Below are 21,480 nucleotides of genomic sequence, written 5' to 3'. Positions count from 1 at the left end.
ACGACTTCTTTCTGCAGGAGCGGCCTTGTGTCGCGAAAGGGTCGCAAAGCGACCCCAGCAAGGCCAAGCGGTCCGCACTCAGCGCTTGGCCTGGAACCCGGCGAAGCGCTTGTTGAACCCGGCCACCCGCCCTTCCACGGTGGTCTTGCGCTGCTGCCCGGTATACACCGGATGCGAGGCACTGGACACATCCAGCGCCACGTACGGATAGGTCTGCCCATCGCTGTGCACCTGGGTGCGATCGGTGTCCACCGTCGAACCGATCAGGAAGTACACATCGGCAGCCGTGTCGTGGAACAGCACCGGACGATACGCGGGATGGATGCCAGCTTTCATGATGCAATCTCCTGAAGATCAAATTGATACTTTATAACATACTATAATGCGAATGATTTTCGATACCCTAATTTTCATTTTTCCATTCCCCTGCACGCTGGCAAAGCGTCGCCCAACCGGGCTATGGTCGGGCTTTGCCCCAGGCCCCTGAGCCTGACCGCGCCATTCGCAAGGACCCCGTATGAGCCTGTCACTTCTCAGCCGTTACGCCTTTTTCGCCGCCTGCGTGCTGTTCACCCTCGCCAGCCTGCCATTGCTCGCCCACGACTGGCTGTGGCCCTTCACCCTGACCACTGGGGTGCTCAGCCTGGTCGGCCTGTTCGACCTGCTGCAACAACGCCACGCGGTGCGCCGCAACTACCCGATCCTCGGCAACATCCGCTACCTGGTCGAAGGCATCCGCCCGGAGATCCGCCAGTACCTGCTGGAGTCCGACAGCGATGCGCTGCCCTTCTCCCGCGCCCAGCGCTCGCTGGTCTACGCCCGGGCCAAGAACGAGGCCTCGGACAAACCCTTCGGCACCCTGATCGATGTCTACGAGTCGGGCTTCGAATTCATCGGCCACTCCATGCGCCCGGCGCCGCTGGCCGACCCAGCCAGCTTCCGCGTGGTGGTCGGCGGCCCGCAGTGCAGCCAGCCGTACTCGGCGTCGATCTTCAACATTTCCGCCATGAGCTTCGGCTCGCTCAGCGCCAACGCCATCCGCGCCCTCAACCAGGGCGCCAAGCTGGGCAACTTCCACCATGACACCGGCGAGGGCAGCATCAGCCCCTATCACCGCGAACACGGCGGCGACCTGGTCTGGGAGCTGGGCAGCGGCTATTTTGGCTGCCGTACCCCGGACGGGCGCTTCGACCCCGAGCGCTTCGCCAGCCAGGCGCAGAACCCGCAAGTGCGGATGATCGAGATCAAGATGAGCCAAGGCGCCAAGCCCGGCCATGGCGGCATCCTGCCCAAGCACAAGGTGACCGAGGAAATCGCCGAGACCCGCGGCGTGATGATGGGCGAGGACTGCATTTCACCTTCGCGCCACAGCGCGTTCTCCACCCCCATCGAAATGATGCAGTTCATCGCCCAGCTGCGTGAGCTGTCTGGCGGCAAGCCGGTGGGCTTCAAGTTCTGCCTGGGCCACCCGTGGGAATTCATGGGCATCGCCAAGGCCATGCTGGAGACCGGCATCCTCCCCGACTTCATCGTCGTCGATGGCAAGGAAGGCGGCACCGGCGCGGCACCGGTGGAGTTCACCGACCATATCGGCGTGCCCCTGCGCGAAGGCCTGTTGTTCGTGCACAACACCCTGGTGGGCCTGAACCTGCGCGACAAGATCAAGCTCGGCGCCAGCGGCAAGATCGTCAGCGCCTTCGACATCGCCAGCGTGCTGGCCATCGGCGCCGACTGGGCCAACTCGGCGCGCGGCTTCATGTTCGCCATCGGCTGCATCCAGTCGCAGAGCTGCCACACCAACAAGTGCCCGACCGGCGTGGCCACCCAGGATGCCCTGCGCCAGCGCGCCCTGGTGGTGCCGGACAAGGCCCAGCGGGTGCTCAACTTCCACCACAACACCCTGCGCGCCCTGGCCGAGATGCTTGCCGCGGCGGGGCTGGAGCACCCGGCGCAACTGGAGGCCAAGCACCTGGTGCGGCGGATCTCGGCCACCGAGATCAAGCTGTTCTCGCAGATGCACGTGTTCCTCAAGCCCGGCGAGTTGCTCACCGGCGAGGTCAATGGGCAGTTCTATTCGCGGATGTGGCAGCTGGCCCGGGCCGACAGCTTCGAGCCACACAGCGAGGTGGCGGCCTGATCGTTTTTTTCGATAGATCACTGTAGGCGCCGGCCTTGCCGGCGAACACCGGCGCAGCCGGTGCCATTGGCCAGCAAGGCTGGCTCCTGCAGCGTGCAAGCCGACCCACAAAAACAAAGCCCCGGCACTGGCCGGGGCTTCGTTCATCAGGAGGCGGTACTCACCACGCCCTGGGCCTCTTTAGGCGCCAGGCGCAAGGTGTAGTACAGCACCGTCAGCAACACCAGGAACGCCGGGCCGATGTACAGCGCCACGCGGGTATCCGGGAAGTACGCCATCAGCCCCACCACCAGCACCAGGAACGCCAGCGCCAGGTACGAGCTCAGCGGCCACAGCCACATGCGGTACTTCAGCGCATTGCGCTCGGCGCTGCTCAGCCCGGCACGGAACTTCAGTTGCGCCAGCAGGATCATCACCCAGGTCCAGATCGCGCCGAAGGTCGCGATCGAGGTCACCCAGACGAACACCTTCTCCGGCACCAGGTAGTTGGCCAGCACGCCCAGCAGCAGCGCGCCGATCGACAGCAACAGCGCATTGCGCGGCACGCCGCTCTTCGAGGTGCGGGCGAAGGTGGCCGGGGCCTGGCCGTTCTGCGCCAGGCTGTAGAGCATGCGCCCGGTGCTGAAGATACCGCCGTTGCATGACGACAGCGCGGCGGTGATCACCACGAAGTTGATGATGCCGGCGGCGGTCTTGATACCGAGGCGCTCGAAGGTCATGACGAACGGGCTGCCCTGGCTGCCGATCTCGTTCCACGGGTAGATCGACAGGATCACGAACAGCGCGCCCACGTAGAACAGCAGGATGCGCCAGAACACCGAGCCGATGGCCTGCGGGATGGTCTTCTGCGGGTTGCGTGCCTCACCGGCGGTCAGGCCGATCATTTCCACGCCCAGGTAGGCGAACATCACCATCTGCAGCGACATCAGCACGCCAGTCACGCCGTTGGGCATGAAGCCGCCGTTGCTCCACAGGTTGGAGATGCCCATGGCCACGCCGTCGTTACCGAAGCCGAAGGCGATGATGCCGATGCCGCCGAGCACCATGGCGATGATGGTGACGATCTTGATCAGGGCGAACCAGAACTCGAACTCACCGAACGCCTTGACCGCGATCAGGTTGATCGCACCCATGCTGCCCAGGGCCATCAGCGCCCAGATCCAGCGCGGCACGTCGGGGAACCAGATGCCCATGTAGATGGCCACCGCAGTGATCTCGGCAACGCAGGTCACCAGCCACAGGAACCAGTAGTTCCAGCCGGTGAGAAAGCCGGCCAGCGGGCCAAGGTAGTCTTGCGCGTAACGGCTGAAGGAGCCTGCGACCGGGTTGTGCACGGCCATCTCGCCGAGGGCGCGCATGATCACCAGGATGGCCAGGCCACCGATGATGTAGGACAGCATGATGGCGGGGCCGGCCATTTCGATGGCCTTGGCCGAACCGAGGAACAGACCGACGCCGATACAAGCGCCAAGGGCCATCAGACGGATGTGCCGTTCGCCCAGCTCGCGCTTGAGCGGGCCGCCTTGGGCGGACTCGCCATGGGCAGGGTGGTTGCCGACGGACATAGCAATACAACCTCATTTTGTTATTGGATTTGACCTTCGTGCAGCACCGGCCCGGCCGATAGGCGGGGCGTCGTCACGCCAGGCGGCCTTGTGGGCCAACCCATCCACCGGGCACGGGGCGCCGGCAGGTCGAAGGGGTCGAGCAGTATAGGAAGGCGCATGTAGGGCTTTTCACTATATAAAGCAGGAAATTTGGCGAGAATTCTCGGCCAAAAGCCCTGGCACGGAGGGGCATTTCGGCCTCGCTCCGCCCATGCACAGGAATGGGGCAGCTACCTTAACAACATTGCCGAAGAATGGAAGTCGCACCAAAGGCGCATTTTTTTACGTAGCGATCCGATGCGTCCTACAAATTTTTCACCAAATCTGGCCACCGTCTAAGCTTCAGACAAGCAACGCGAAAATACCTGGCCGGACTCAAGACTATGGGCGCACTGTGGCAATCGGAACCAACCAGAACGGAAGCACCCAAAGCACCTCAGGCTGAAGCCCCCTTGCCCAAGACCCCACGCCAGCGTCGCCTGTGGTGGCGGCTGATCCTGCTGATCCTGCTGGTGGCCATGGTCGCCGTGGGCTTTGCCGTCTATGACGAAGTCCAGACCTCGCGCGTGCAGTCCCGCGAATTCAGCCGCCTGGCCAGTACCCTGACCTACGCCCTGGAGCCCGGCCCCAGCGACGCCATCGTCTATCCTGGCGAGGGCCCATTCGACAAGCGCCTGGGCTACAGCGCCCTGGGCGAGTTCCTGCCGCGGCTGCTCAAGCGCGATTACCTGATCAACCAGCAGGTACGCTTCTCCCCGGCGCTGATGAACTATGTCGAGCACGGCCTGTTCGTGCCCTACATCGAGAAGATCCAGGCCGGCCTGTCGATCACCGACTGCCGCGGCGACACGCTGTACCAGTACAACTACCCGCAACACCTGTACCCGAACTTCGCGGCGATCCCGCCGGTGATGGTCAACAGCCTGCTGTTCATCGAGAACCGCGAGCTGCTCGACCCGAAGGACCCGCAAAACAACCCGGCGGTGGACTGGCCGCGCTTCGCCAAGGCCGCCTACAGCCAGGTGGCCAAGTACCTGGCCCTGCCCGGCCAGTCCGCCGGCGGCAGCACCCTGGCCACCCAGTTGGAGAAGTACCGCCACTCGCCGGACGGGCTGACCGTCTCCGGCGCCGAGAAGATCCGCCAGATGCTGTCGGCCAGCGTGCGTGCCTACCAGGGCGGGCCCGACACCACCGAGGCGCGCGAACGCATCGTGCGCGACTACCTCAACAGCGTGCCGCTGTCGGCGGTGCCCGGCCATGGCGAAGTGCACGGCATGGCCGAGGGGCTGCGGGTGTGGTACGGCGCCGACTTCGACCAGGTCAACCAGGCGCTCAATGGCAGCGCCACCGATGACAAGAGCCTGGCCGAGCGTGGCCTGGCCCTGCGCCAGGTGCTGTCGCTGATGATCGCCCAGCGCCGCCCTTCGCATTACCTGTCCAAGGGCCGCCTGGAGCTGGCCGAGCTCACCGATTCGCACATTCGCGTGCTGGCGGCCAATGCCATCATCGACCGGCCCCTGGCCGACGCCGCCCTGGCCAGCAAGGCGGTGTACCGCGACTGGGTGGCGCAGCCGACCATCGTGCCGATCATCACCAACAAGGGCATCAGCCTGGCCCGCAACCGCCTGGCGGCCATGCTCAACCGCCCGCTGTACGACCTCGACCGCCTCGACCTGTCGGCCACCAGCACCCTGCAGGCCGACCTGCAGGTGCAGGTCAGCCAGTACCTGAAGAACCTCGCCGACCCCGAGTTCGCCGCGCAGATCGGCCTGATCGGTGAACGCCTGCTCACCGCCAAGACCACCGACCAGGTGAGCTACAGCTTCACCCTGTTCGAACGCACCGCCGACGGTTCGCGGGTGCGGGTGCAGACCGACAGCACCAACCAGCCCTTCGACATCAACGAAGGCAGCAAGCTGGAGCTGGGCTCCACCGCCAAGCTGCGAGTGCTCACCACCTACCTGGAGATCGTCGCCGAGCTGCACGACAAGTACGCCGGCAAGCCCGCCGCCGAGCTGAAGAAGGTGCCGGTGGCCGAGCTCGACCGCATCAGCCAATGGTCGCTGGAGTGGCTGAGCCTCAACGGCAAGAACCAGAGCCTGGATGCCATGCTCGACGCGGCGCTGGAGCGCAAGTACTCGGCCAACACCGGCGAGGCCTTCTTCACCGGCGGCGGCATGCATGTGTTCAACAACTTCCGCAAGGAAGACAACGGCCGCAACCCAACCCTCAAGGATGCCCTGCGCGAATCGATCAACCTGCCGTTCATCCGCCTGATGCGCGACATCGTGCGCTATGTCACCTACCAGCAGCCGTTCAACCGCGAGCCCCTGCTCAAGGACGACACCGACCCGCGCCGCCAGGAATACCTGGCGCGCTTCGCCGACCGCGAAGGCACCAACTACATGATGCGGTTCTGGAAGAAATACCAGCGCAAGACCTCGCAGCAACGCCTGGACACCTTCCTCGACAGCCTGCGGGTAACCCCGCAGCGCCTGGCCGCGGTGCACCGCTACCTGTTCCCCGAGGCCAGCCAGGAAACCTTCAACGCCTTCGTCCGCGCCCACAGCAAGGGCGACAAGCTGGCCGCGGCCAAGCTCACCGACGGCCGCCTGGTGGAGATGTACGATGCCTATGGCCCCGGCAAGTACGACCTGCCCGACCAGGGCTACATCGCCAAGGTCCACCCGCTGGACCTGTGGATGCTCGGCTACTTGCTGAAGAACCCCGGCGCCTCGCTCAAGGACACCCTCAACGCCAGCCGTTTCGAGCGCCAGGAAGTCTACGGCTGGCTGTTCAAGAGCCGCCACCAGGGCGCCCGCGACAGCCGCATACGCACCATGGTCGAGATCGAGGCCTTCACCGACATCCACCAGCGCTGGAAACGCGTCGGCTACCCGTTCGACCATCTGGTGCCATCGCTGGCCACTGCCATCGGCAGCTCCGGCGACCGCCCCGCCGCCCTTTCCGAGCTGGTGGGGATCATCCAGAACGACGGGGTGCGCCTGCCGACCCTGCGCATCGACACCCTGCACTTCGCCCAAAACACGCCCTACGAGACCCAATTGATCAGCGACCCCGACCGCGGCCAGCGAATCCTCCCGGTGGAAGTGGCGCGGGCGCTCAAGGGCGCCATGTCGCAAGTGGTCGATGCCGGCACCGCGCGGCGCATCTCCGGCAGCTTCAAGCTGCACGACGGTACGCCGCTGGTGATGGGCGGCAAGACCGGCACCGGCGACAACCGCATCGAAAGCTTCGGCGCCGGCGGCCGGCTGATTGGTTCGCGCTCGCTGAACCGCACCGCCACCTTCGTGTTCTTCCTCGGCGACAACCACTTCGGCACCCTGACAGCGTTCGTGCCGGGGCGCTCGGCCGAGGCCTTCAAGTTCACTTCGGCGCTGCCGGTACAGGTGCTCAAGGGCATGGCGCCGATCCTCATGCCGTACCTGGAACCGGGCAACCCTACGGCCTGCAAGGCGCCGGAAGTGGCCGCGCAGCCATGACGGCGGCTACCTATCGAATAATCAGATAGTAATAATTCGTATTTAAGGGCTTGTGTTGAGATATATCTTGAGTAATATCTTGCGATATATCTCACCACCAAGAGCCCTGCACCATGCGCGACCCTGCCTCCCATGATTTTCACGAGCGCCGCCACGGTCGTGGCGAGCGCGAGCACAGCCGTGGCGAACGCGGCCCACGGGTATTCGCCCCAGGCGACCTGAAACTGCTGATGCTGGCGATGCTCGCCGAGCAGCCCGGCCACGGCTACGACCTGATCCGCCAGATCGAAAGCCTCTTCGACGGCAGCTACAGCCCCAGCCCCGGTGTTATCTACCCGACCCTGAGCTACCTCGAGGAAGCCGAGCAGATCACCGGCACCACCCAGGGCAGCAAGCGCCTCTACACCATCACCGACACCGGCCGTGCCGCGCTGACCGAACAGGCGACGGCGCTGGAAGGTGTGCGCATGCGCCTGGAAGTGAGCAAGCGCGCCCTGCGCGGCCACGACCGGCCGGCGCAAATCCATGAGGCCGTCGGCAACCTGCGCCACGCCCTGCACATGCACAACGGGCGCTGGACGCCCGACGAAATCGAGCGGGTCCGCACCCTGCTCAACGACACCGCCAAGGCCATCGCCTCCGGGCCGGCCGCACCTGTTAAGGAAGACACCCCATGAACGACAGCATCCACCGCGTCAACCACGAGATCCGCCAGCGCCGCCTCGACGTGCTGCGGGTCACCGAGCTCACCCCGCGCATGCGCCGTATCACCCTCGGTGGCGCGGAACTGGCCGGTTTCACCAGCGTCGGCAGCGACGACCACGTCAAGCTGCTGTTCGCTGCCAATGCCGCAGAGCAAAAGGCCATCGACGCCCGCAACCTGGGCCGCGACGGCGGTGCCCGGCCGACCATGCGCGAGTACACGCCACGGCGCATCGACCTGCTGAACAACGAGCTGGACATCGACTTCGTGCTGCATGGCGACGGCCCGGCGTCCACCTGGGCGGCCCAGGCCGCGCCCGGCCAGACCCTGGACATCGCCGGCCCGCGGGCCTCGATGGTGGTGCCGGACATCTTCGACAGTTACCTGCTGATCGGCGATGAAACGGCGATCCCAGCCATCGCCCGGCGCCTCGATGAACTGCCGGCGGGCCGCCAGGTACTGGCGGTGATCCAGATCGAGGACGAACAGGAACGCCAACCGTTGCCGAGCAAGGCGCAGCTCGAGGTGATCTGGGTACGCCGGGGCCAGGAAGATGTGTTGGACAAGGTCAAGCACCTGGCTCTGCCCCCAGGCCGCCTGTATGCCTGGGTCGCGCTGGAAAAAGGCCTGACCCGCCAGGCCAAGGCGCTGCTGCTGGACAAGGGCGTTCAGGAAGAGGCCTTGAAAGCGGTCGCCTACTGGCGTGCCGACGGTACCGCTGAGGACGAGTGATCGCCCTGCGGCCATGCACCGCGCGCCGGCAAGGCTGGCGCCTACAGCTCGCACACGGCGTAGGAGCCAGCCTTGCTGGCGAACAGCGGCAACGCGGTGCCTGGCACCGGCCATGCCGCTGTTCGCCCGCCAAGGCGCCTACGCCCGCCGGCGTCCCAGCCAGCGGTCCACGCCCAGCAACACCGCGGCGATGCCCCAGAACCCCGCCAACACCGCCAGCGCGTTCACCATCACCTGCCCATAGCCCAACCGCGCCACGTCCACGAACGGGTAGGGATACACCCCGATCTCATGCCCGCGCAGCAGCACGAAGGCGAAGTACAACGCCGGGTACAACGCCCAGGCCGCCAGGTGCCAGAGCCGCAGCTGCCCCTTGGGCACCACGCGCCACCAATACACGACGAACAGCACCGGCATCACGTCGTGCAGCAGCTCGTCCGCCAGCCATTGCCAGCCCTGGGGCTGCCACAGGTGACGCAGCAGCAGGCTGTAGGCCAGGGCGACCAAGACGATGCTGGCGGTGACGCCTGCACTGATCGCCGGGGACAGCCACCAGCGCCGCGCCGCCGATTCACGGCCAAACGCGGCCTGGCTCAGCACGGTGGCCACCAGGGTATTGGTCAGCACCGTGAAGAAGCAGAACAGGTTGACCAGCCCACCGAGCAGGCTGGCCTGCTCCTGCCAGCGCGCCAGCAGCACCAGGTACAGCTGGATCGCCAGCCCCGTCCAGCCCAGGACGGCAGCCAGGCTCAGCCAGGGGCGGCGTGGCATCAGCCTTTGCGCTGCAGCTTCACGTACAGCTGCTCGACCTTCTCCCGGGCCCAGGGGGTCTTGCGCAGGAAGGTCAGGCTCGACTTGATGGTCGGGTCGCTCTTGAAGCAGCGAATGTCGATGCGCTCGGCCAGGCCCTGCCATTGGTAGTGCGCCACCAGCTCGGTGAGGATCTGCTCGAGGGTCTTGCCGTGCAGCGCGTTGTGATTGGCCGTGCTCATGCCAGTGCTCCAGGTTCGGGAAGGTGCGCACCTTACACGAGTGTAGTGGGGTAGTGGCATCTGCGGCCTGTACAACTGCGCCCTGTAGGAGCGGCCTTGTGTCGCGAAAGGGCTGCAAAGCAGCCCCGGCAATTGATGCGTAAACGCTGAAAGCCTGGGGCCGCTTTGCGGCCCTTTCGCGACACAAGGCCGCTCCTACAGACAGCTATGCAGGCCACAAAGTACTGGCCAGTGGCAAACAGCTTGTGATGAAATGTTATACAGTAACAATTAACATTTCTGCCAAGGACCGTCACTTCCATGCGTCACATGCCGCTTCACCTCTCGCCCCTCGCCGTTGCGCTGTGGCTGGCCTCACCCGCCAGCCAAGCGGTCGAACTGCAACCCCAGGTCATCACCGCCAACCCCCTGGGCAACGCCCAGCTGGCCGCGCCGAGCACCGTGCTCGAGGGCGACGCCCTGCTGCAGCAACAGCAGGGCAGCCTGGGTGAAACCCTCAACAAACAACCCGGCGTCGCCTCCACCTGGTTCGGCCCTGGCGCCAGCCGCCCGGTGATCCGTGGCCTGGACGGCGACCGCATCCGGATCCTGCGCAACGGCGTCGGCGCCCTGGACGCCTCGTCGCTGTCCTATGACCACGCCGTGCCGCTGGACCCGGTCACCGTCGAGCGGGTCGAGATCGTGCGGGGTCCGGCCGCCCTGCTGTATGGCGGCAATGCCATTGGCGGTGTGGTCAACACCTTCGACAACCGCATCCCCGACGCGCCCATCGAGGGGATCCACGGCGCTGGCGAACTGCGCTACGGCGGCGCCGACACCACCCGCAGCAGCGCCGGCAAGCTGGAAGCCGGCAATGGCGCCTTCGCCCTGCACCTGGATGCCAACAGCCGCCAGTTCAACGACCTGCGCATCCCCGGCTATGCGCGCAGTTCGAAGGTGCGCGATGCCGACGAGCCCGGCCGCAAGCACCGCCTGGAAAACAGCGACGGCCGCCAGGACGGCGGCGCCATCGGCGGCGCCTACCACTGGGACCACGGCTATGCCGGGCTGTCCTACAGCCGCTACGACAGCAACTACGGCTCGGTGGCCGAACCCGGCGTGCGCCTGGACATGCAACAGGACCACTACGGCTTCGCCTCGGAACTGCGCGACCTCGACGGCCCGTTCAGCTCAGTCAAGGTCGATGCCGGCTACACCGACTACCAGCACCGCGAGATCGAAAGCGGCGAGGTGCACACCACCTTCAAGAACAAGGGCTACGAAGCGCGTATCGAGGCCCGCCACCAGCCGCTGGGGCCAGTGGAAGGGGTGATCGGCGCCCAGGTCAGCCGCAACGAGTTTTCCGCCCTGGGCGAGGAAGCCTTCGTCCCGCACACCGACACCGACAGCCTGGCGCTGTTCCTGCTCGAGCAATGGCAAGCCACCGAGCGCCTGAACCTGAGCCTGGGCGCACGCCTGGAGCACACCCGCGTCGACCCCGACGCCAAGGGCAACGCCACCTTCGTCGGCGCCGACAGTGCCAGCAGCTTCAACGCCTTCAGCCTGTCATCGGGTGCGGTGTACCAGCTCGACCCGGTCTGGTCGCTGGCCGCCAACCTCGGCTACACCGAGCGCGCCCCGACCTTCTACGAGCTGTACGCCAACGGCGCCCACGTGGCCACCGGCGCCTACGAGATCGGCGACCCGAAACTGAACAAGGAAAAAGCCATTTCCACCGACCTGGCCCTGCGCTTCGACAATGGCACGCACAAAGGCAGTGTCGGCGTGTTCTACAGCCACTTTCGCAACTACATCGGCCTGATCGGCACCGGCAACCTGCGCGAAGGCCACGATCACGACCACGATGATCACGATCACGACCATGACCATGATCACGACCACGGCGATATCCCCGAGTACGCCTACCAGGGCGTGCGCGCACGCTTCTATGGCATCGAGGCGCAGGATCGCTGGCAGTTGCTGGAGAACCGCTATGGCAGCTTTGCCCTGGAGCTGTCCGGCGACTACACCCGGGCCAAGAACCTCGACAGCGGCGAGCCGCTGCCGCGCATCGCCCCGCTGCGCCTGAACAGCGGCCTGGTGTGGACGCTGGACCGCTGGCAGGCGCGGGTCGACGTGCAGCATGCCGCCGGGCAGCACCGCAAGCCGGCCAACGAGACCAGCACCGAGGGCTACACCACCCTGGGGGCGAGCGTCGGCTACCGCTTCGACATCGGCCACAGTGAGTGGCTGGCGTTCGTGCGCGGCGAGAACCTCACCGACCAGACCGTGCGCTATGCCAGCTCGATCCTGCGCGATATCGCGCCGGCGCCAGGGCGCAGTGTGCAGGTGGGGCTGCGTACCAGCTTCTGATTGGCCGAAAGTAGGGAGTTGGGTGCCTGCCGTTGGTCGTGGAGCGCCTATCAGACCGAGCGCCGCGCGGGCGGCGCTCGATCACGCCCCCCCCCTAAAAACCTTCCGTCGATAACCGCCACTGTTACCCCACCAGCAACAATCCGCTGCGACATTTTGTCTTTTTTTCTTACAACTTCCGCTATATCCTCCCCGCCGCAAGCTGAATCGCTTCACTTTCCATCCCAAGCAGCCATTTCCCTTCGAAGACCCAGGCTTCGTTGCGCTTGCCGTTTACTCAACAATCAAAAGATAGCGCTATCTCATGTTGCAACTGCCCACTACCCGTTATGCCGGCTTCGCCCTCGCCACCCTGATCGGCGGCCTGTCCCCCACCACCAGCGCCCACCAGATGTTCGCCAAGGACTCACCGTGGATGCTCGGTGACTGGGGGGGTACTCGCAGCGATCTGCTGGAAAAAGGCTACGACTTCACCCTCGGCTACACCGGCGAGATGGGCAGCAACCTGCATGGCGGCTACAGCCACGATCGCGCCGCGCGCTACAGCGACCAGTTCACCTTCGGCGTGAACATGGACCTGCAAAAGCTCCTCGGCTGGCATGACAGCGAGTTCCAGCTGACCCTCACCGAGCGCCACGGCGACAACATCAGCAACGACCGCATCAACGACCCACGGGTCGGCGGCTTCACCTCGGCCCAGGAGGTCTGGGGCCGCGGCGAAACCTGGCGGATCACCCAGATGTGGATCAAGCAGAAGTACTTCGACGGCGCCCTGGACGTGAAATTCGGCCGCTTCGGCGAGGGCGAGGACTTCAACAGCTTCCCCTGCGACTTCCAGAACCTGGCGTTCTGCGGCTCGCAGGTGGGCAACTGGGTCGGCGGCATCTGGTACAACTGGCCAGTCAGCCAGTGGGCCCTGCGCGTGCGCTACAACCTGAGCGACCAGCTCTACGCCCAGGTCGGCGTGTTCGAGCAGAACCCCTCCAACCTGGAGAGCGGCAACGGTTTCAAGCTCAGCGGCAGCGGCACCCAGGGCGCGGTAATGCCGGTGGAACTGGTGTGGAGCCCAAGGATCAACGACCTGAAAGGGGAATATCGCGCCGGCTACTACTACAGTAATGCCAAGGCACAGGATGTTCTCAAGGACAGCAACGGCCAGCCGGCCGCCATCAGTGGCGCCGCCTACCGCAGCAGCTCCAGCAAGCACGGTTTGTGGCTCGGCGCCCAGCAGCAGGTGACTGCGCAGGCGTCCGACCAGTCGCGCGGCCTGAGCCTGTTCGCCAATGCCACGGTGCACGACAAGAAGACCAATGCCATCGACAACTATGTTCAGGCCGGTTTGGTTTACAAGGGGCCCTTCGATGCCCGCGCCAAGGACGACATCGGTTTCGCCCTGGCTCGCGTGCACGTCAACCCCGGCTACCGCAAGAACGCCCGCCTGCACAATCAGGCCGCCCAGCTGGACGACTACGACAACCCCGGCTTCCTGCCGGTGCAGGACACCGAATACAGCGCCGAACTCTACTACGGCATCCACCTGGCCGACTGGCTCACCGTACGCCCGAACCTGCAGTACATCCGCCATCCGGGCGGGGTGTCGCAGGTCGACGACGCGTTGATCGGTGGCCTGAAAATCCAGAGCAGTTTCTAACCCGACCCTTTCACACTACGGAGAACAGACGATGAGCACTGACGGTGCCGAGAATGGAACCCGCTGGCTACCGCGCCTGATGGGCGTGCTGCTGTTGCTGATGGGCCTGGCCCTGCTGGCCGGCGGCATCAAGCTGAGCCAGCTGGGTGGTTCGCTTTACTACCTGATCGCCGGTATCGGCTTCGCCCTGTCCGGCGTCCTGCTGCTGGCCATGCGCCGCATCGCCCTGGGCCTGTACGGCCTGGTGCTGCTGGGCAGCACGGTCTGGGCGCTGCTGGAAGTCGGCCTGGATTGGTGGCAACTGGTGCCACGCCTGGCCATCTGGTTCGCCATCGGCGTGGTCCTGTTGCTGCCGTGGGCGCGTCGCCCGCTGGTAGGCCCGGCCACGAAGCTCAACACCGCGCTGCTCAGCGTCGCCGTGGTCGCCTCTGGCGCCAGCGCCCTGGGCAGCCAGTTCACCCACCCCGGTGAAGTGTTCGGCGAGCTGGGCCGCGACAGCAGCGAGATGGCCAGCGCCGCACCGTCGATGCCCGACGGCGAATGGCAGGCCTACGGGCGCACCGAGCATGGCGACCGCTACTCGCCGCTGCGCCAGATCACCCCGCAGAACGCCTACCGCCTGGAAGAAGCCTGGCGCATCCGCACCGGTGACCTGCCGACCGAAAACGACCCGGTGGAGCTGACCAACCAGAACACCCCGCTGAAGGTCAACGGCATGCTCTACGCCTGCACCGCCCACAGCAAGGTACTGGCCCTGGACCCGGACACCGGCGCCGAGATCTGGCGCTTCGACCCGCAGGTCAAGAGCCCGGTGGGCACCTTCAAGGGCTTCGCCCACATGACCTGCCGCGGCGTCTCGTACTATGACGAGAACAACTACGTCAGCCGCGACGGCCGCCCCGCGCCGAAGATCACCGATGCCGGCCTCGCCGTGGCCCAGGCCTGCCCGCGCCGGCTCTACCTGCCCACCGCCGACGCCCGCCTGATCGCCATCAACGCCGACACCGGCAAGGTCTGCGAAGGTTTCGCCAACCAGGGCGTGATCGACCTGACCCGCGGCATCGGCCCGTTCACCGCCGGTGGCTACTATTCCACCTCGCCGGCAGCCATCACCCGTGACCTGGTGATCATCGGCGGCCACGTCACCGACAACGAATCGACCAACGAGCCGTCGGGGGTGATCCGCGCCTACGACGTGCACGACGGCCACCTGGTGTGGAACTGGGACAGCAACAACCCGGACGACACCAAGCCCCTGGCCGACGGCAAGCAGTACAGCCGCAACTCGGCCAACATGTGGTCGATCGCCAGCGTCGACGAAGACCTCGGCATGATCTACCTGCCGCTGGGCAACCAGACCCCCGACCAGTGGGGCGCCGACCGCACCCCAGGCGCCGAGAAGTACAGCGCCGGCATCGTCGCCCTGGACCTGGCCAGCGGCAAGGCGCGCTGGAACTACCAGTTCACCCACCACGACCTGTGGGACATGGACGTCGGCAGCCAGCCAACCCTGGTTCACCTGAAGACCGACGACGGCGTCAAGCCGGCGGTCATCGTGCCAACCAAGCAGGGCAGCCTGTACGTGCTCGACCGCCGCGACGGCACGCCGATCGTGCCGATCCGCGAGATCCCGGTGCCGCAGGGCGCCGTCAAGGGTGACCACACCGCGCCGACCCAGGCGCGTTCCGACCTCAACCTGCTCGGCCCCGAACTGACCGAACAGGCCATGTGGGGCGCCACGCCGTTCGACCAGATGCTCTGCCGCATCCAGTTCCGCAGCCTGCGCTACGAAGGCCAGTACACCCCGCCGTCCGAACAGGGCAGCCTGGTCTACCCGGGCAACGTCGGCGTGTTCAACTGGGGCAGCGTGTCGGTCGACCCGGTGCGCCAGCTGCTGTTCACCTCGCCGAACTACATGGCCTTCGTGTCGAAGATGATCCCCCGCGAGCAGGTGGCCGAAGGCAGCAAGCGCGAAAGCGAGACCAGCGGCGTGCAGCCGAACACCGGCGCGCCGTACGCGGTGACCATGCACCCGTTCATGTCGCCGCTGGGCATCCCCTGCCAGGCCCCGGCCTGGGGTTATGTGGCGGCCATCGACCTGTTCACCAACAAGGTGGTGTGGAAGCACAAGAACGGCACCACCCGCGACAGCACCCCGGTGCCGATCGGCATGCCGGTGGGCGTGCCGAGCATGGGCGGCTCGATGGTCACCGCCGGTGGCGTGGGCTTCCTCAGCGGCACCCTGGACCAGTACCTGCGCGCCTATGACACCGGCAACGGCAAGGAGCTGTGGAAAGCCCGCCTGCCGGCTGGCGGCCAGGCCACGCCGATGAGCTACAGCGGCAAGGACGGCAAGCAGTACGTGCTGGTGACCGCCGGCGGCCATGGCTCGCTCGGCACCAAGATGGGCGACTACATCATCGCTTACAAATTAGCTGAGTAAACGCTGCCCCCACAGGTACAGCCCTGTGGGAGCGGCCTTGCGTCGCGAAAGGGCCGCGAAGCGGCCCGGCGATCTGTGCAGTGTTGCTGGAGTTCCGGGGCTGCGTTGCAGCCCTTTCGCGACGCAAGGCCGCTCCCACACCATTGAAACCTGCCCCGCCCCGCCCCATCTAAGCACCATAGCCATTCACGCAGGTGCCCCATGAGCGACCAGCAGGATTTCCCGGAACACCCCGACGAACACAGCGCAGTCGATCACCTCGATCCCGCGGCCGAACCCGGCCACCACCTCGCCCTGCCCGGCCAGCAACTGCCGGACAAGGTCTACGTGATCCCGATCCACAACCGCCCGTTCTTCCCCGCGCAGGTACTGCCGGTGATCGTCAACGAAGAACCCTGGGCCGAAACCCTCGACCTGGTCGCCAAGACCCCGCACCATTCGCTGGCGCTGTTCTTCATGGACACCCCGGCCGAAGACCACCGCCACTTCGACACCCAGGCCCTGCCCGAATACGGCACCCTGGTGAAGGTGCACCACGCCAGCCGCGAAGGCGGCAAGCTGCAGTTCGTCGCCCAGGGCCTGACCCGGGTGCGTATCCGCACCTGGCTCAAGCACCACCGCCCGCCCTACCTGGTCGAAGTCGAATACCCGCGCCAGCCCGCCGACCCCACCGACGAGGTGAAGGCCTACGGCATGGCCCTGATCAACGCGATCAAGGAGCTGCTGCCGCTCAACCCGCTGTACAGCGAAGAGTTGAAGAACTACCTCAACCGCTTCAGCCCCAACGACCCATCGCCGCTCACCGACTTCGCCGCCGCCCTGACCTCGGCCACCGGCAACCAGTTGCAGGAAGTGCTCGACTGCGTGCCCATGCTCAAGCGCATGGAGAAGGTGCTGCCGATGTTGCGCAAGGAGGTCGAGGTCGCGCGCCTGCAGAACGAGATTTCCGCGGAGGTAAACCGGCAGATCGGCGAACATCAGCGTGAGTTCTTCCTCAAGGAACAGCTCAAGGTCATCCAGCAGGAACTCGGCCTGACCAAGGACGACCGCAGCGCCGACCTGGAGCAGTTCGAGCAGCGCCTGCAAGGCAAGACCCTGCCCGACCAGGCGCAAAAGCGCATCGACGAAGAAATGGGCAAGCTGGCCATCCTCGAGACCGGCTCGCCGGAGTACGCCGTCACCCGCAACTACCTCGAATGGGCCACCGCCCTGCCCTGGGGCGTGTACGGCAAGGACAAGCTCGATCTCAAGCACGCGCGCAAGGTGCTCGACCGCCACCACGCCGGGCTCGACGACATCAAGGAGCGCATCCTCGAGTTCCTCGCCGTCGGCGCCTGGAAGGGCGAGATCAGCGGTTCCATCGTGCTGCTGGTGGGCCCGCCTGGGGTGGGCAAGACCAGCATCGGCAAGTCCATCGCCGAATCCCTTGGCCGGCCGTTCTACCGTTTCAGTGTCGGCGGCATGCGCGACGAGGCCGAGATCAAGGGCCACCGCCGCACCTACATCGGCGCCCAGCCGGGCAAGCTGGTGCAGGCGCTGAAAGAGGTCGAGGTGATGAACCCGGTGATCATGCTCGACGAGATCGACAAGATGGGCCAGAGCTACCAGGGCGACCCGGCCTCGGCACTGCTGGAAACCCTCGACCCCGAGCAGAACGTCGACTTCCTCGACCACTACCTGGACCTGCGCCTGGACCTGTCCAAGGTCTTGTTCGTCTGTACCGCCAACACCCTCGACTCGATCCCGGGCCCGTTGCTCGACCGCATGGAAGTGATTCGCCTGTCCGGCTATATCACCGAAGAGAAGCTGGCCATCGCCAAGCGCCACCTGTGGCCCAAGCAACTGGACAAGGCCGGCGTGGCCAAGACCAGCCTGAGCATCAACGACGCCGCCCTGCGCGCGGTGATCGAGGGTTACGCCCGCGAAGCCGGGGTGCGCCAGCTGGAGAAACAGCTGGGCAAGCTGGTACGCAAGTCGGTGGTCAAGCTGCTGGAGGATCCCGACGCCAAGCTCAAGATCGCCGCCAAGGACCTCGAGCCGGCCCTGGGCATGCCGGTGTTCCGCAGCGAGCAGGTGCTGGCCGGCAAGGGCGTGATCACTGGCCTGGCCTGGACCAGCATGGGTGGCGCGACCCTACCGATCGAGGCCACGCACATCCACAGCCTGAACCGAGGCCTCAAGCTCACCGGGCAGTTGGGGGATGTGATGAAAGAATCGGCAGAAATCGCCTACAGCTACATCAGCTCGAACCTCAAGCAGTTCGGCGGTACGCCGGGCTACTTCAACGAGGCCTTCATTCACCTGCACGTACCCGAAGGCGCCACGCCCAAGGACGGCCCCAGCGCCGGGGTGACCATGGCCAGCGCCCTGCTGTCCCTGGCCCGCGATCAAGCGCCGAAGAAGGGCGTGGCCATGACCGGCGAGCTGACCCTGACCGGCCAGGTGCTGCCGATTGGCGGAGTACGCGAGAAAGTGATCGCCGCGCGGCGCCAGAAGATCTTCGAGCTGATCCTGCCCGAGGCCAACCGCGGTGATTTCGCCGAGCTGCCGGATTACCTGAAGGAAGGGCTGACCGTGCACTTCGCCAAGCGCTTCGCCGACGTGGCGAAGGTGCTGTTCTGATCCCCCTGCCGGATGCGCCCGAGGGTTTGCACCTCTCCCTGTAGGAGCGGCCTTGTGTCGCGAAAGGGGTGCGAAGCGCCCCAAGGATCTCTGGCTCACTTGGAGATAGCTGGGGCCGCTTTGCGGCCCTTTCGCGACACAAGGCCGCTCCTACAGGGATCGCGCGTGGCAATAGGGCGCCAACACTGCCATCACAACTTTTCACCGGCTTCGGTTATCCTCAGGCCATTCCAGCTTCAGGAGCCATCATGTCCCTACCTCGCCTACTCGTTCCCGCCGCCCTTGCCTTGCTCGCCGCCTGCGCCCAGCAGCCACAACGTACAGTCGAACTGGACGGCGAAAGCGAGTGCCCCAAGCGCCTGGTCGTCGGCCAGAGCATGACCCTCACCCTGCCCAGCAACCCCACCACCGGCTATCGCTGGCTGGTGCACAACCCCGCCTCGGAGATCCTGCGCAGCCTCGGCCCCGAGGTGTACAACTCCCCAGAGCAAGCCGGCCTCGTCGGCAGCGGCGGGCTGTCCACCTGGCGCTTCCAGGCCAAGGCCGCAGGCGAGGGCCACCTGATCCTGGTCTACCAGCAACCCTGGGCCCCGGAAGTGCGCCCGGTGCAAACCTTCGATTGCGCCATCCGGGTGCAGTGAACGGACGGCGCCGGTCAGCCAGTCATGCAAGCGCGCCGCGGTTTGGCTAGAATGCCGCCCCTGTAGATTGCCAGCCGCCTGGACCCACCGTGAGCAAACAACCCGACCGCCTATTCGCCCAACCCCTGGAGCAGGTGCCTGACTTCGTCTTCAACGAAGACGTGGTGCAGGTGTTCCCGGACATGATCAAGCGCTCGGTGCCCGGTTACCCGACCATCGTCGAGAACCTCGGCGTGCTGGCCGCGCGCTTCGCCCAGCCGCACTCGGCGCTGTACGACCTCGGCGCCTCGCTGGGCGCGGTGAGCCAGGCCCTGCGCCGGCACGTGCGCGCCGAGGGTTGCCGGGTGATCGCGGTGGACAACTCTGCGGCCATGGTCGAACGCTGCCGCCAGTACCTCACCGCCCAGGACTCGATGTTCCAGGAGCTGCTGGCGGTGCAGGTGGTCGAGGCCGACATTCTCAGCCTGCCCTTCGAGCCGGCCTCGGTGGTGGCGATGAACTTCACCCTGCAGTTCATCGCCCCCGAACAGCGTCTCGAGCTGCTCGGGCGCATCCGCCAGGCCCTGCTGCCCGGCGGCGCGCTGATCCTCTCGGAGAAACTGCGTTTCGCCGACGACCAGCAACAGCAACTGCTCAACGACCTGCACCTGGACTTCAAGCGGGCCAATGGCTACAGCGAACTGGAAATTGCCCAGAAACGCAGCGCCATCGAGCACGTGATGAAGCCCGACACCCTGGAAACCCATCAGCAGCGCCTGCGCGCCGCCGGGTTCTCCAAGGTGGTGCCCTGGTTCCAATGCCTCAACTTCGCCTCGCTGATAGCCCTGCCATGATCGATCTGTCCCCCCTCGTCCGCCGCCTGGCGGGCACGCCCCTTGCCACCTGGTCCCAGGGCCTGCAGGCGCAACTCGCAACCAAGCTGGAAAAGGGCCACGGCGACCTCGATCGCTGGCGCGGCGCCCTCGAGGCACTGCCACGCCTGACGCCCAGCGAAATCGACCTGGTCGACGGGCTGCGCCTGGATTGCCCCTGCGACGATGCCACCCGGGCACAGATGCGCCAGGCACTGATGGGCCTGTCGCCCTGGCGCAAGGGCCCGTTCGAGCTGTTCGGCGTGCATGTCGACACCGAATGGCGCTCGGACTGGAAATGGTCGCGGGTCGCCCCGCACCTGGACCTCAAGGGCAAGCGCGTGCTCGACGTTGGCTGCGGCAATGGCTACTACCAGTGGCGCATGCTCGGTGCCGGCGCCGACATGGTCATCGGCGTCGACCCCAACTGGCTGTTCTTCTGCCAGTTCCAGGCGGTGCAGCAGTACCTGCCTGAGCTCCCGGCCTGGCACCTGCCGTTCGCCCTGGAAGAGCTGCCGGCCAACCTCGAAGGCTTCGACACCGTGTTCTCCATGGGCGTGTTCTACCACCGTCGCTCGCCCATCGAGCACCTGTTGGCACTCAAGGACTGCCTGGTCAAGGGCGGCGAGCTGGTACTGGAAACCCTGGTGATCGAAGGTGACGAAAACCAGGTACTGGTGCCCGAGGACCGCTACGCGCAGATGCGCAACGTGTGGTTCCTGCCGTCGGTGCCGGCGCTGGAGCGCTGGCTGCGCCGCGCCGGCTTCAGCGATGTGCGCTGCGTCGACGTCAGCGTCACCAGCGTCGAGGAACAGCGCAGCACCGAGTGGATGCGCTACCAGTCCCTCGGCGACTTCCTCGACCCGGCCGACCACGGCAAGACCCTCGAAGGCCTGCCGGCACCGCGCCGCGCCACCTTGCTGGCGCGCAAATAAAAAAGGCGCCCCAAAGGGCGCCGCAAGCCCCCTGCGCCGTGGAGCTGTCGCGGCGCAGGGGTGTACGACTCAATCCTTGGCCAGCTCGCGGGCCTTCTCCTCGGCCTTGCGTTCGCGCTCGGCCAGCGCCTGCTGCTTGTCACCGTACAGGCGCGCCTGGTCATCGCGGAATGCTTGCCAGAATTGCTTCGAACGCTCCGCGCCACCCTCGGCGAAAACGCTGGTGCTGCCCAGGGCGAGGATCGCCAGCAGCAGGTACTTGGTCAGGTTCATCGTGCTTGCCTCGTGAAAACCGTTTCGACAGGGCCAGC

16 protein-coding genes are annotated in these 21,480 nt (G+C 65.8%); 11 read left to right on the top strand and 5 right to left on the bottom strand.

Annotation, left to right across the window (positions count from 1 at the left end; all coding sequences use genetic code 11):
• Nucleotides 1-78 precede the first annotated feature (78 nt).
• Complete coding sequence (locus tag KSS95_RS08610; protein ID WP_217853287.1) at nt 79-336, bottom strand: type B 50S ribosomal protein L31; 258 nt, start codon at nt 334-336, stop codon at nt 79-81.
• A 181-nt stretch (nt 337-517) separates the two neighbouring features.
• Between KSS95_RS08610 and KSS95_RS08605 the strand changes: the two genes are divergently transcribed.
• Nucleotides 518-2,137, top strand: a complete 1,620-nt coding sequence (locus tag KSS95_RS08605; protein ID WP_217853286.1) for an FMN-binding glutamate synthase family protein — start codon at nt 518-520, stop codon at nt 2,135-2,137.
• Between the two features lie 146 nt (nt 2,138-2,283).
• On the opposite strand, the gene KSS95_RS08600 is transcribed toward KSS95_RS08605, so the two are convergent.
• Complete coding sequence (locus tag KSS95_RS08600; protein ID WP_217853285.1) at nt 2,284-3,702, bottom strand: amino acid permease; 1,419 nt, start codon at nt 3,700-3,702, stop codon at nt 2,284-2,286.
• 425 nt (nt 3,703-4,127) lie between these two features.
• Between KSS95_RS08600 and KSS95_RS08595 the strand changes: the two genes are divergently transcribed.
• From KSS95_RS08595 to KSS95_RS08585, 3 genes are all read left to right on the top strand, one after another.
• Complete coding sequence (locus KSS95_RS08595; RefSeq protein WP_217853284.1) at nt 4,128-7,247, top strand: transglycosylase domain-containing protein; 3,120 nt, start codon at nt 4,128-4,130, stop codon at nt 7,245-7,247.
• Between the two features lie 113 nt (nt 7,248-7,360).
• Complete coding sequence (locus KSS95_RS08590; RefSeq protein ID WP_217853283.1) at nt 7,361-7,924, top strand: PadR family transcriptional regulator; 564 nt, start codon at nt 7,361-7,363, stop codon at nt 7,922-7,924.
• On the top strand, nt 7,921-8,682 hold the full coding sequence (locus tag KSS95_RS08585) for a siderophore-interacting protein (protein ID WP_217853282.1): 762 nt from the start codon (nt 7,921-7,923) through the stop codon (nt 8,680-8,682). Before KSS95_RS08590 ends, KSS95_RS08585 begins: the two co-directional genes overlap by 4 nt.
• A gap of 138 nt (nt 8,683-8,820) precedes the next feature.
• On the opposite strand, the gene KSS95_RS08580 is transcribed toward KSS95_RS08585, so the two are convergent.
• Both KSS95_RS08580 and KSS95_RS08575 read right to left on the bottom strand, forming a co-directional pair.
• A complete protein-coding gene (locus tag KSS95_RS08580; RefSeq protein ID WP_217853281.1) occupies nt 8,821-9,453 on the bottom strand; it encodes a Pr6Pr family membrane protein in 633 nt (210 codons plus the stop codon).
• Nucleotides 9,453-9,674: a VF530 family protein gene (locus KSS95_RS08575; RefSeq protein WP_046856826.1), complete on the bottom strand. Its 222-nt coding sequence runs from the start codon at nt 9,672-9,674 to the stop codon at nt 9,453-9,455. The genes KSS95_RS08580 and KSS95_RS08575 overlap by 1 nt, the downstream gene beginning before the upstream one ends.
• A 300-nt stretch (nt 9,675-9,974) precedes the next feature.
• On the opposite strand from KSS95_RS08575, the gene KSS95_RS08570 reads away from it, so the two are divergent.
• The 7 genes from KSS95_RS08570 to cmoB all read left to right on the top strand — a co-directional run bounded on the left by KSS95_RS08570 (nt 9,975) and on the right by cmoB (nt 21,169).
• Nucleotides 9,975-12,026 (top strand): TonB-dependent receptor, encoded by a 2,052-nt coding sequence (locus KSS95_RS08570; RefSeq protein ID WP_217853280.1) that lies wholly within the window; start codon nt 9,975-9,977, stop codon nt 12,024-12,026.
• A 304-nt stretch (nt 12,027-12,330) separates the two neighbouring features.
• On the top strand, nt 12,331-13,677 hold the full coding sequence (locus KSS95_RS08565) for a carbohydrate porin (RefSeq protein WP_217853279.1): 1,347 nt from the start codon (nt 12,331-12,333) through the stop codon (nt 13,675-13,677).
• 31 nt (nt 13,678-13,708) lie between these two features.
• A complete protein-coding gene (locus KSS95_RS08560; protein ID WP_217853278.1) occupies nt 13,709-16,120 on the top strand; it encodes a glucose/quinate/shikimate family membrane-bound PQQ-dependent dehydrogenase in 2,412 nt (803 codons plus the stop codon).
• Nucleotides 16,121-16,321: 201 nt separating this feature from the next.
• Nucleotides 16,322-18,742, top strand: coding sequence for an endopeptidase La (lon, locus tag KSS95_RS08555; RefSeq protein WP_217853277.1), 2,421 nt, complete (start codon nt 16,322-16,324; stop codon nt 18,740-18,742).
• A 248-nt stretch (nt 18,743-18,990) separates the two neighbouring features.
• Nucleotides 18,991-19,383 (top strand): protease inhibitor I42 family protein, encoded by a 393-nt coding sequence (locus KSS95_RS08550; RefSeq protein WP_217853276.1) that lies wholly within the window; start codon nt 18,991-18,993, stop codon nt 19,381-19,383.
• Nucleotides 19,384-19,472: 89 nt separating this feature from the next.
• Nucleotides 19,473-20,216: a carboxy-S-adenosyl-L-methionine synthase CmoA gene (gene cmoA / locus KSS95_RS08545; RefSeq protein WP_217853275.1), complete on the top strand. Its 744-nt coding sequence runs from the start codon at nt 19,473-19,475 to the stop codon at nt 20,214-20,216.
• Nucleotides 20,213-21,169, top strand: coding sequence for a tRNA 5-methoxyuridine(34)/uridine 5-oxyacetic acid(34) synthase CmoB (gene cmoB / locus KSS95_RS08540; protein WP_217853274.1), 957 nt, complete (start codon nt 20,213-20,215; stop codon nt 21,167-21,169). Before cmoA ends, cmoB begins: the two co-directional genes overlap by 4 nt.
• Before the next feature lie 69 nt (nt 21,170-21,238).
• On the opposite strand, the gene KSS95_RS08535 is transcribed toward cmoB, so the two are convergent.
• A complete protein-coding gene (locus KSS95_RS08535; RefSeq protein ID WP_062364203.1) occupies nt 21,239-21,442 on the bottom strand; it encodes a hypothetical protein in 204 nt (67 codons plus the stop codon).
• Nucleotides 21,443-21,480 lie beyond the last annotated feature (38 nt).

The organism is Pseudomonas muyukensis (genome assembly GCF_019139535.1).
In the GTDB taxonomy this organism is placed as follows: Bacteria; Pseudomonadota; Gammaproteobacteria; order Pseudomonadales; family Pseudomonadaceae; genus Aquipseudomonas; species Aquipseudomonas muyukensis.
This window is presented reverse-complemented; position numbering and strand designations above follow the sequence as displayed.

What these genes read in the sequence shown, in the direction of transcription:
- KSS95_RS08600 (WP_217853285.1), bottom strand. Translation starts at nt 3,702, where the DNA reads ATGTCCGTCGGCAACCACCCTGCCCATGGCGAGTCCGCCCAAGGCGGC.
- KSS95_RS08575 (WP_046856826.1), bottom strand. Translation starts at nt 9,674, where the DNA reads ATGAGCACGGCCAATCACAACGCGCTGCACGGCAAGACCCTCGAGCAG.
- KSS95_RS08595 (WP_217853284.1), top strand. Translation starts at nt 4,128, where the DNA reads ATGGGCGCACTGTGGCAATCGGAACCAACCAGAACGGAAGCACCCAAA.
- KSS95_RS08590 (WP_217853283.1), top strand. Translation starts at nt 7,361, where the DNA reads ATGCGCGACCCTGCCTCCCATGATTTTCACGAGCGCCGCCACGGTCGT.
- KSS95_RS08560 (WP_217853278.1), top strand. Translation starts at nt 13,709, where the DNA reads ATGAGCACTGACGGTGCCGAGAATGGAACCCGCTGGCTACCGCGCCTG.
- KSS95_RS08580 (WP_217853281.1), bottom strand. Translation starts at nt 9,453, where the DNA reads ATGCCACGCCGCCCCTGGCTGAGCCTGGCTGCCGTCCTGGGCTGGACG.
- cmoB (WP_217853274.1), top strand. Translation starts at nt 20,213, where the DNA reads ATGATCGATCTGTCCCCCCTCGTCCGCCGCCTGGCGGGCACGCCCCTT.
- KSS95_RS08570 (WP_217853280.1), top strand. Translation starts at nt 9,975, where the DNA reads ATGCGTCACATGCCGCTTCACCTCTCGCCCCTCGCCGTTGCGCTGTGG.
- KSS95_RS08535 (WP_062364203.1), bottom strand. Translation starts at nt 21,442, where the DNA reads ATGAACCTGACCAAGTACCTGCTGCTGGCGATCCTCGCCCTGGGCAGC.
- KSS95_RS08565 (WP_217853279.1), top strand. Translation starts at nt 12,331, where the DNA reads ATGTTGCAACTGCCCACTACCCGTTATGCCGGCTTCGCCCTCGCCACC.
- KSS95_RS08605 (WP_217853286.1), top strand. Translation starts at nt 518, where the DNA reads ATGAGCCTGTCACTTCTCAGCCGTTACGCCTTTTTCGCCGCCTGCGTG.
- KSS95_RS08550 (WP_217853276.1), top strand. Translation starts at nt 18,991, where the DNA reads ATGTCCCTACCTCGCCTACTCGTTCCCGCCGCCCTTGCCTTGCTCGCC.
- KSS95_RS08585 (WP_217853282.1), top strand. Translation starts at nt 7,921, where the DNA reads ATGAACGACAGCATCCACCGCGTCAACCACGAGATCCGCCAGCGCCGC.
- KSS95_RS08610 (WP_217853287.1), bottom strand. Translation starts at nt 336, where the DNA reads ATGAAAGCTGGCATCCATCCCGCGTATCGTCCGGTGCTGTTCCACGAC.
- lon (WP_217853277.1), top strand. Translation starts at nt 16,322, where the DNA reads ATGAGCGACCAGCAGGATTTCCCGGAACACCCCGACGAACACAGCGCA.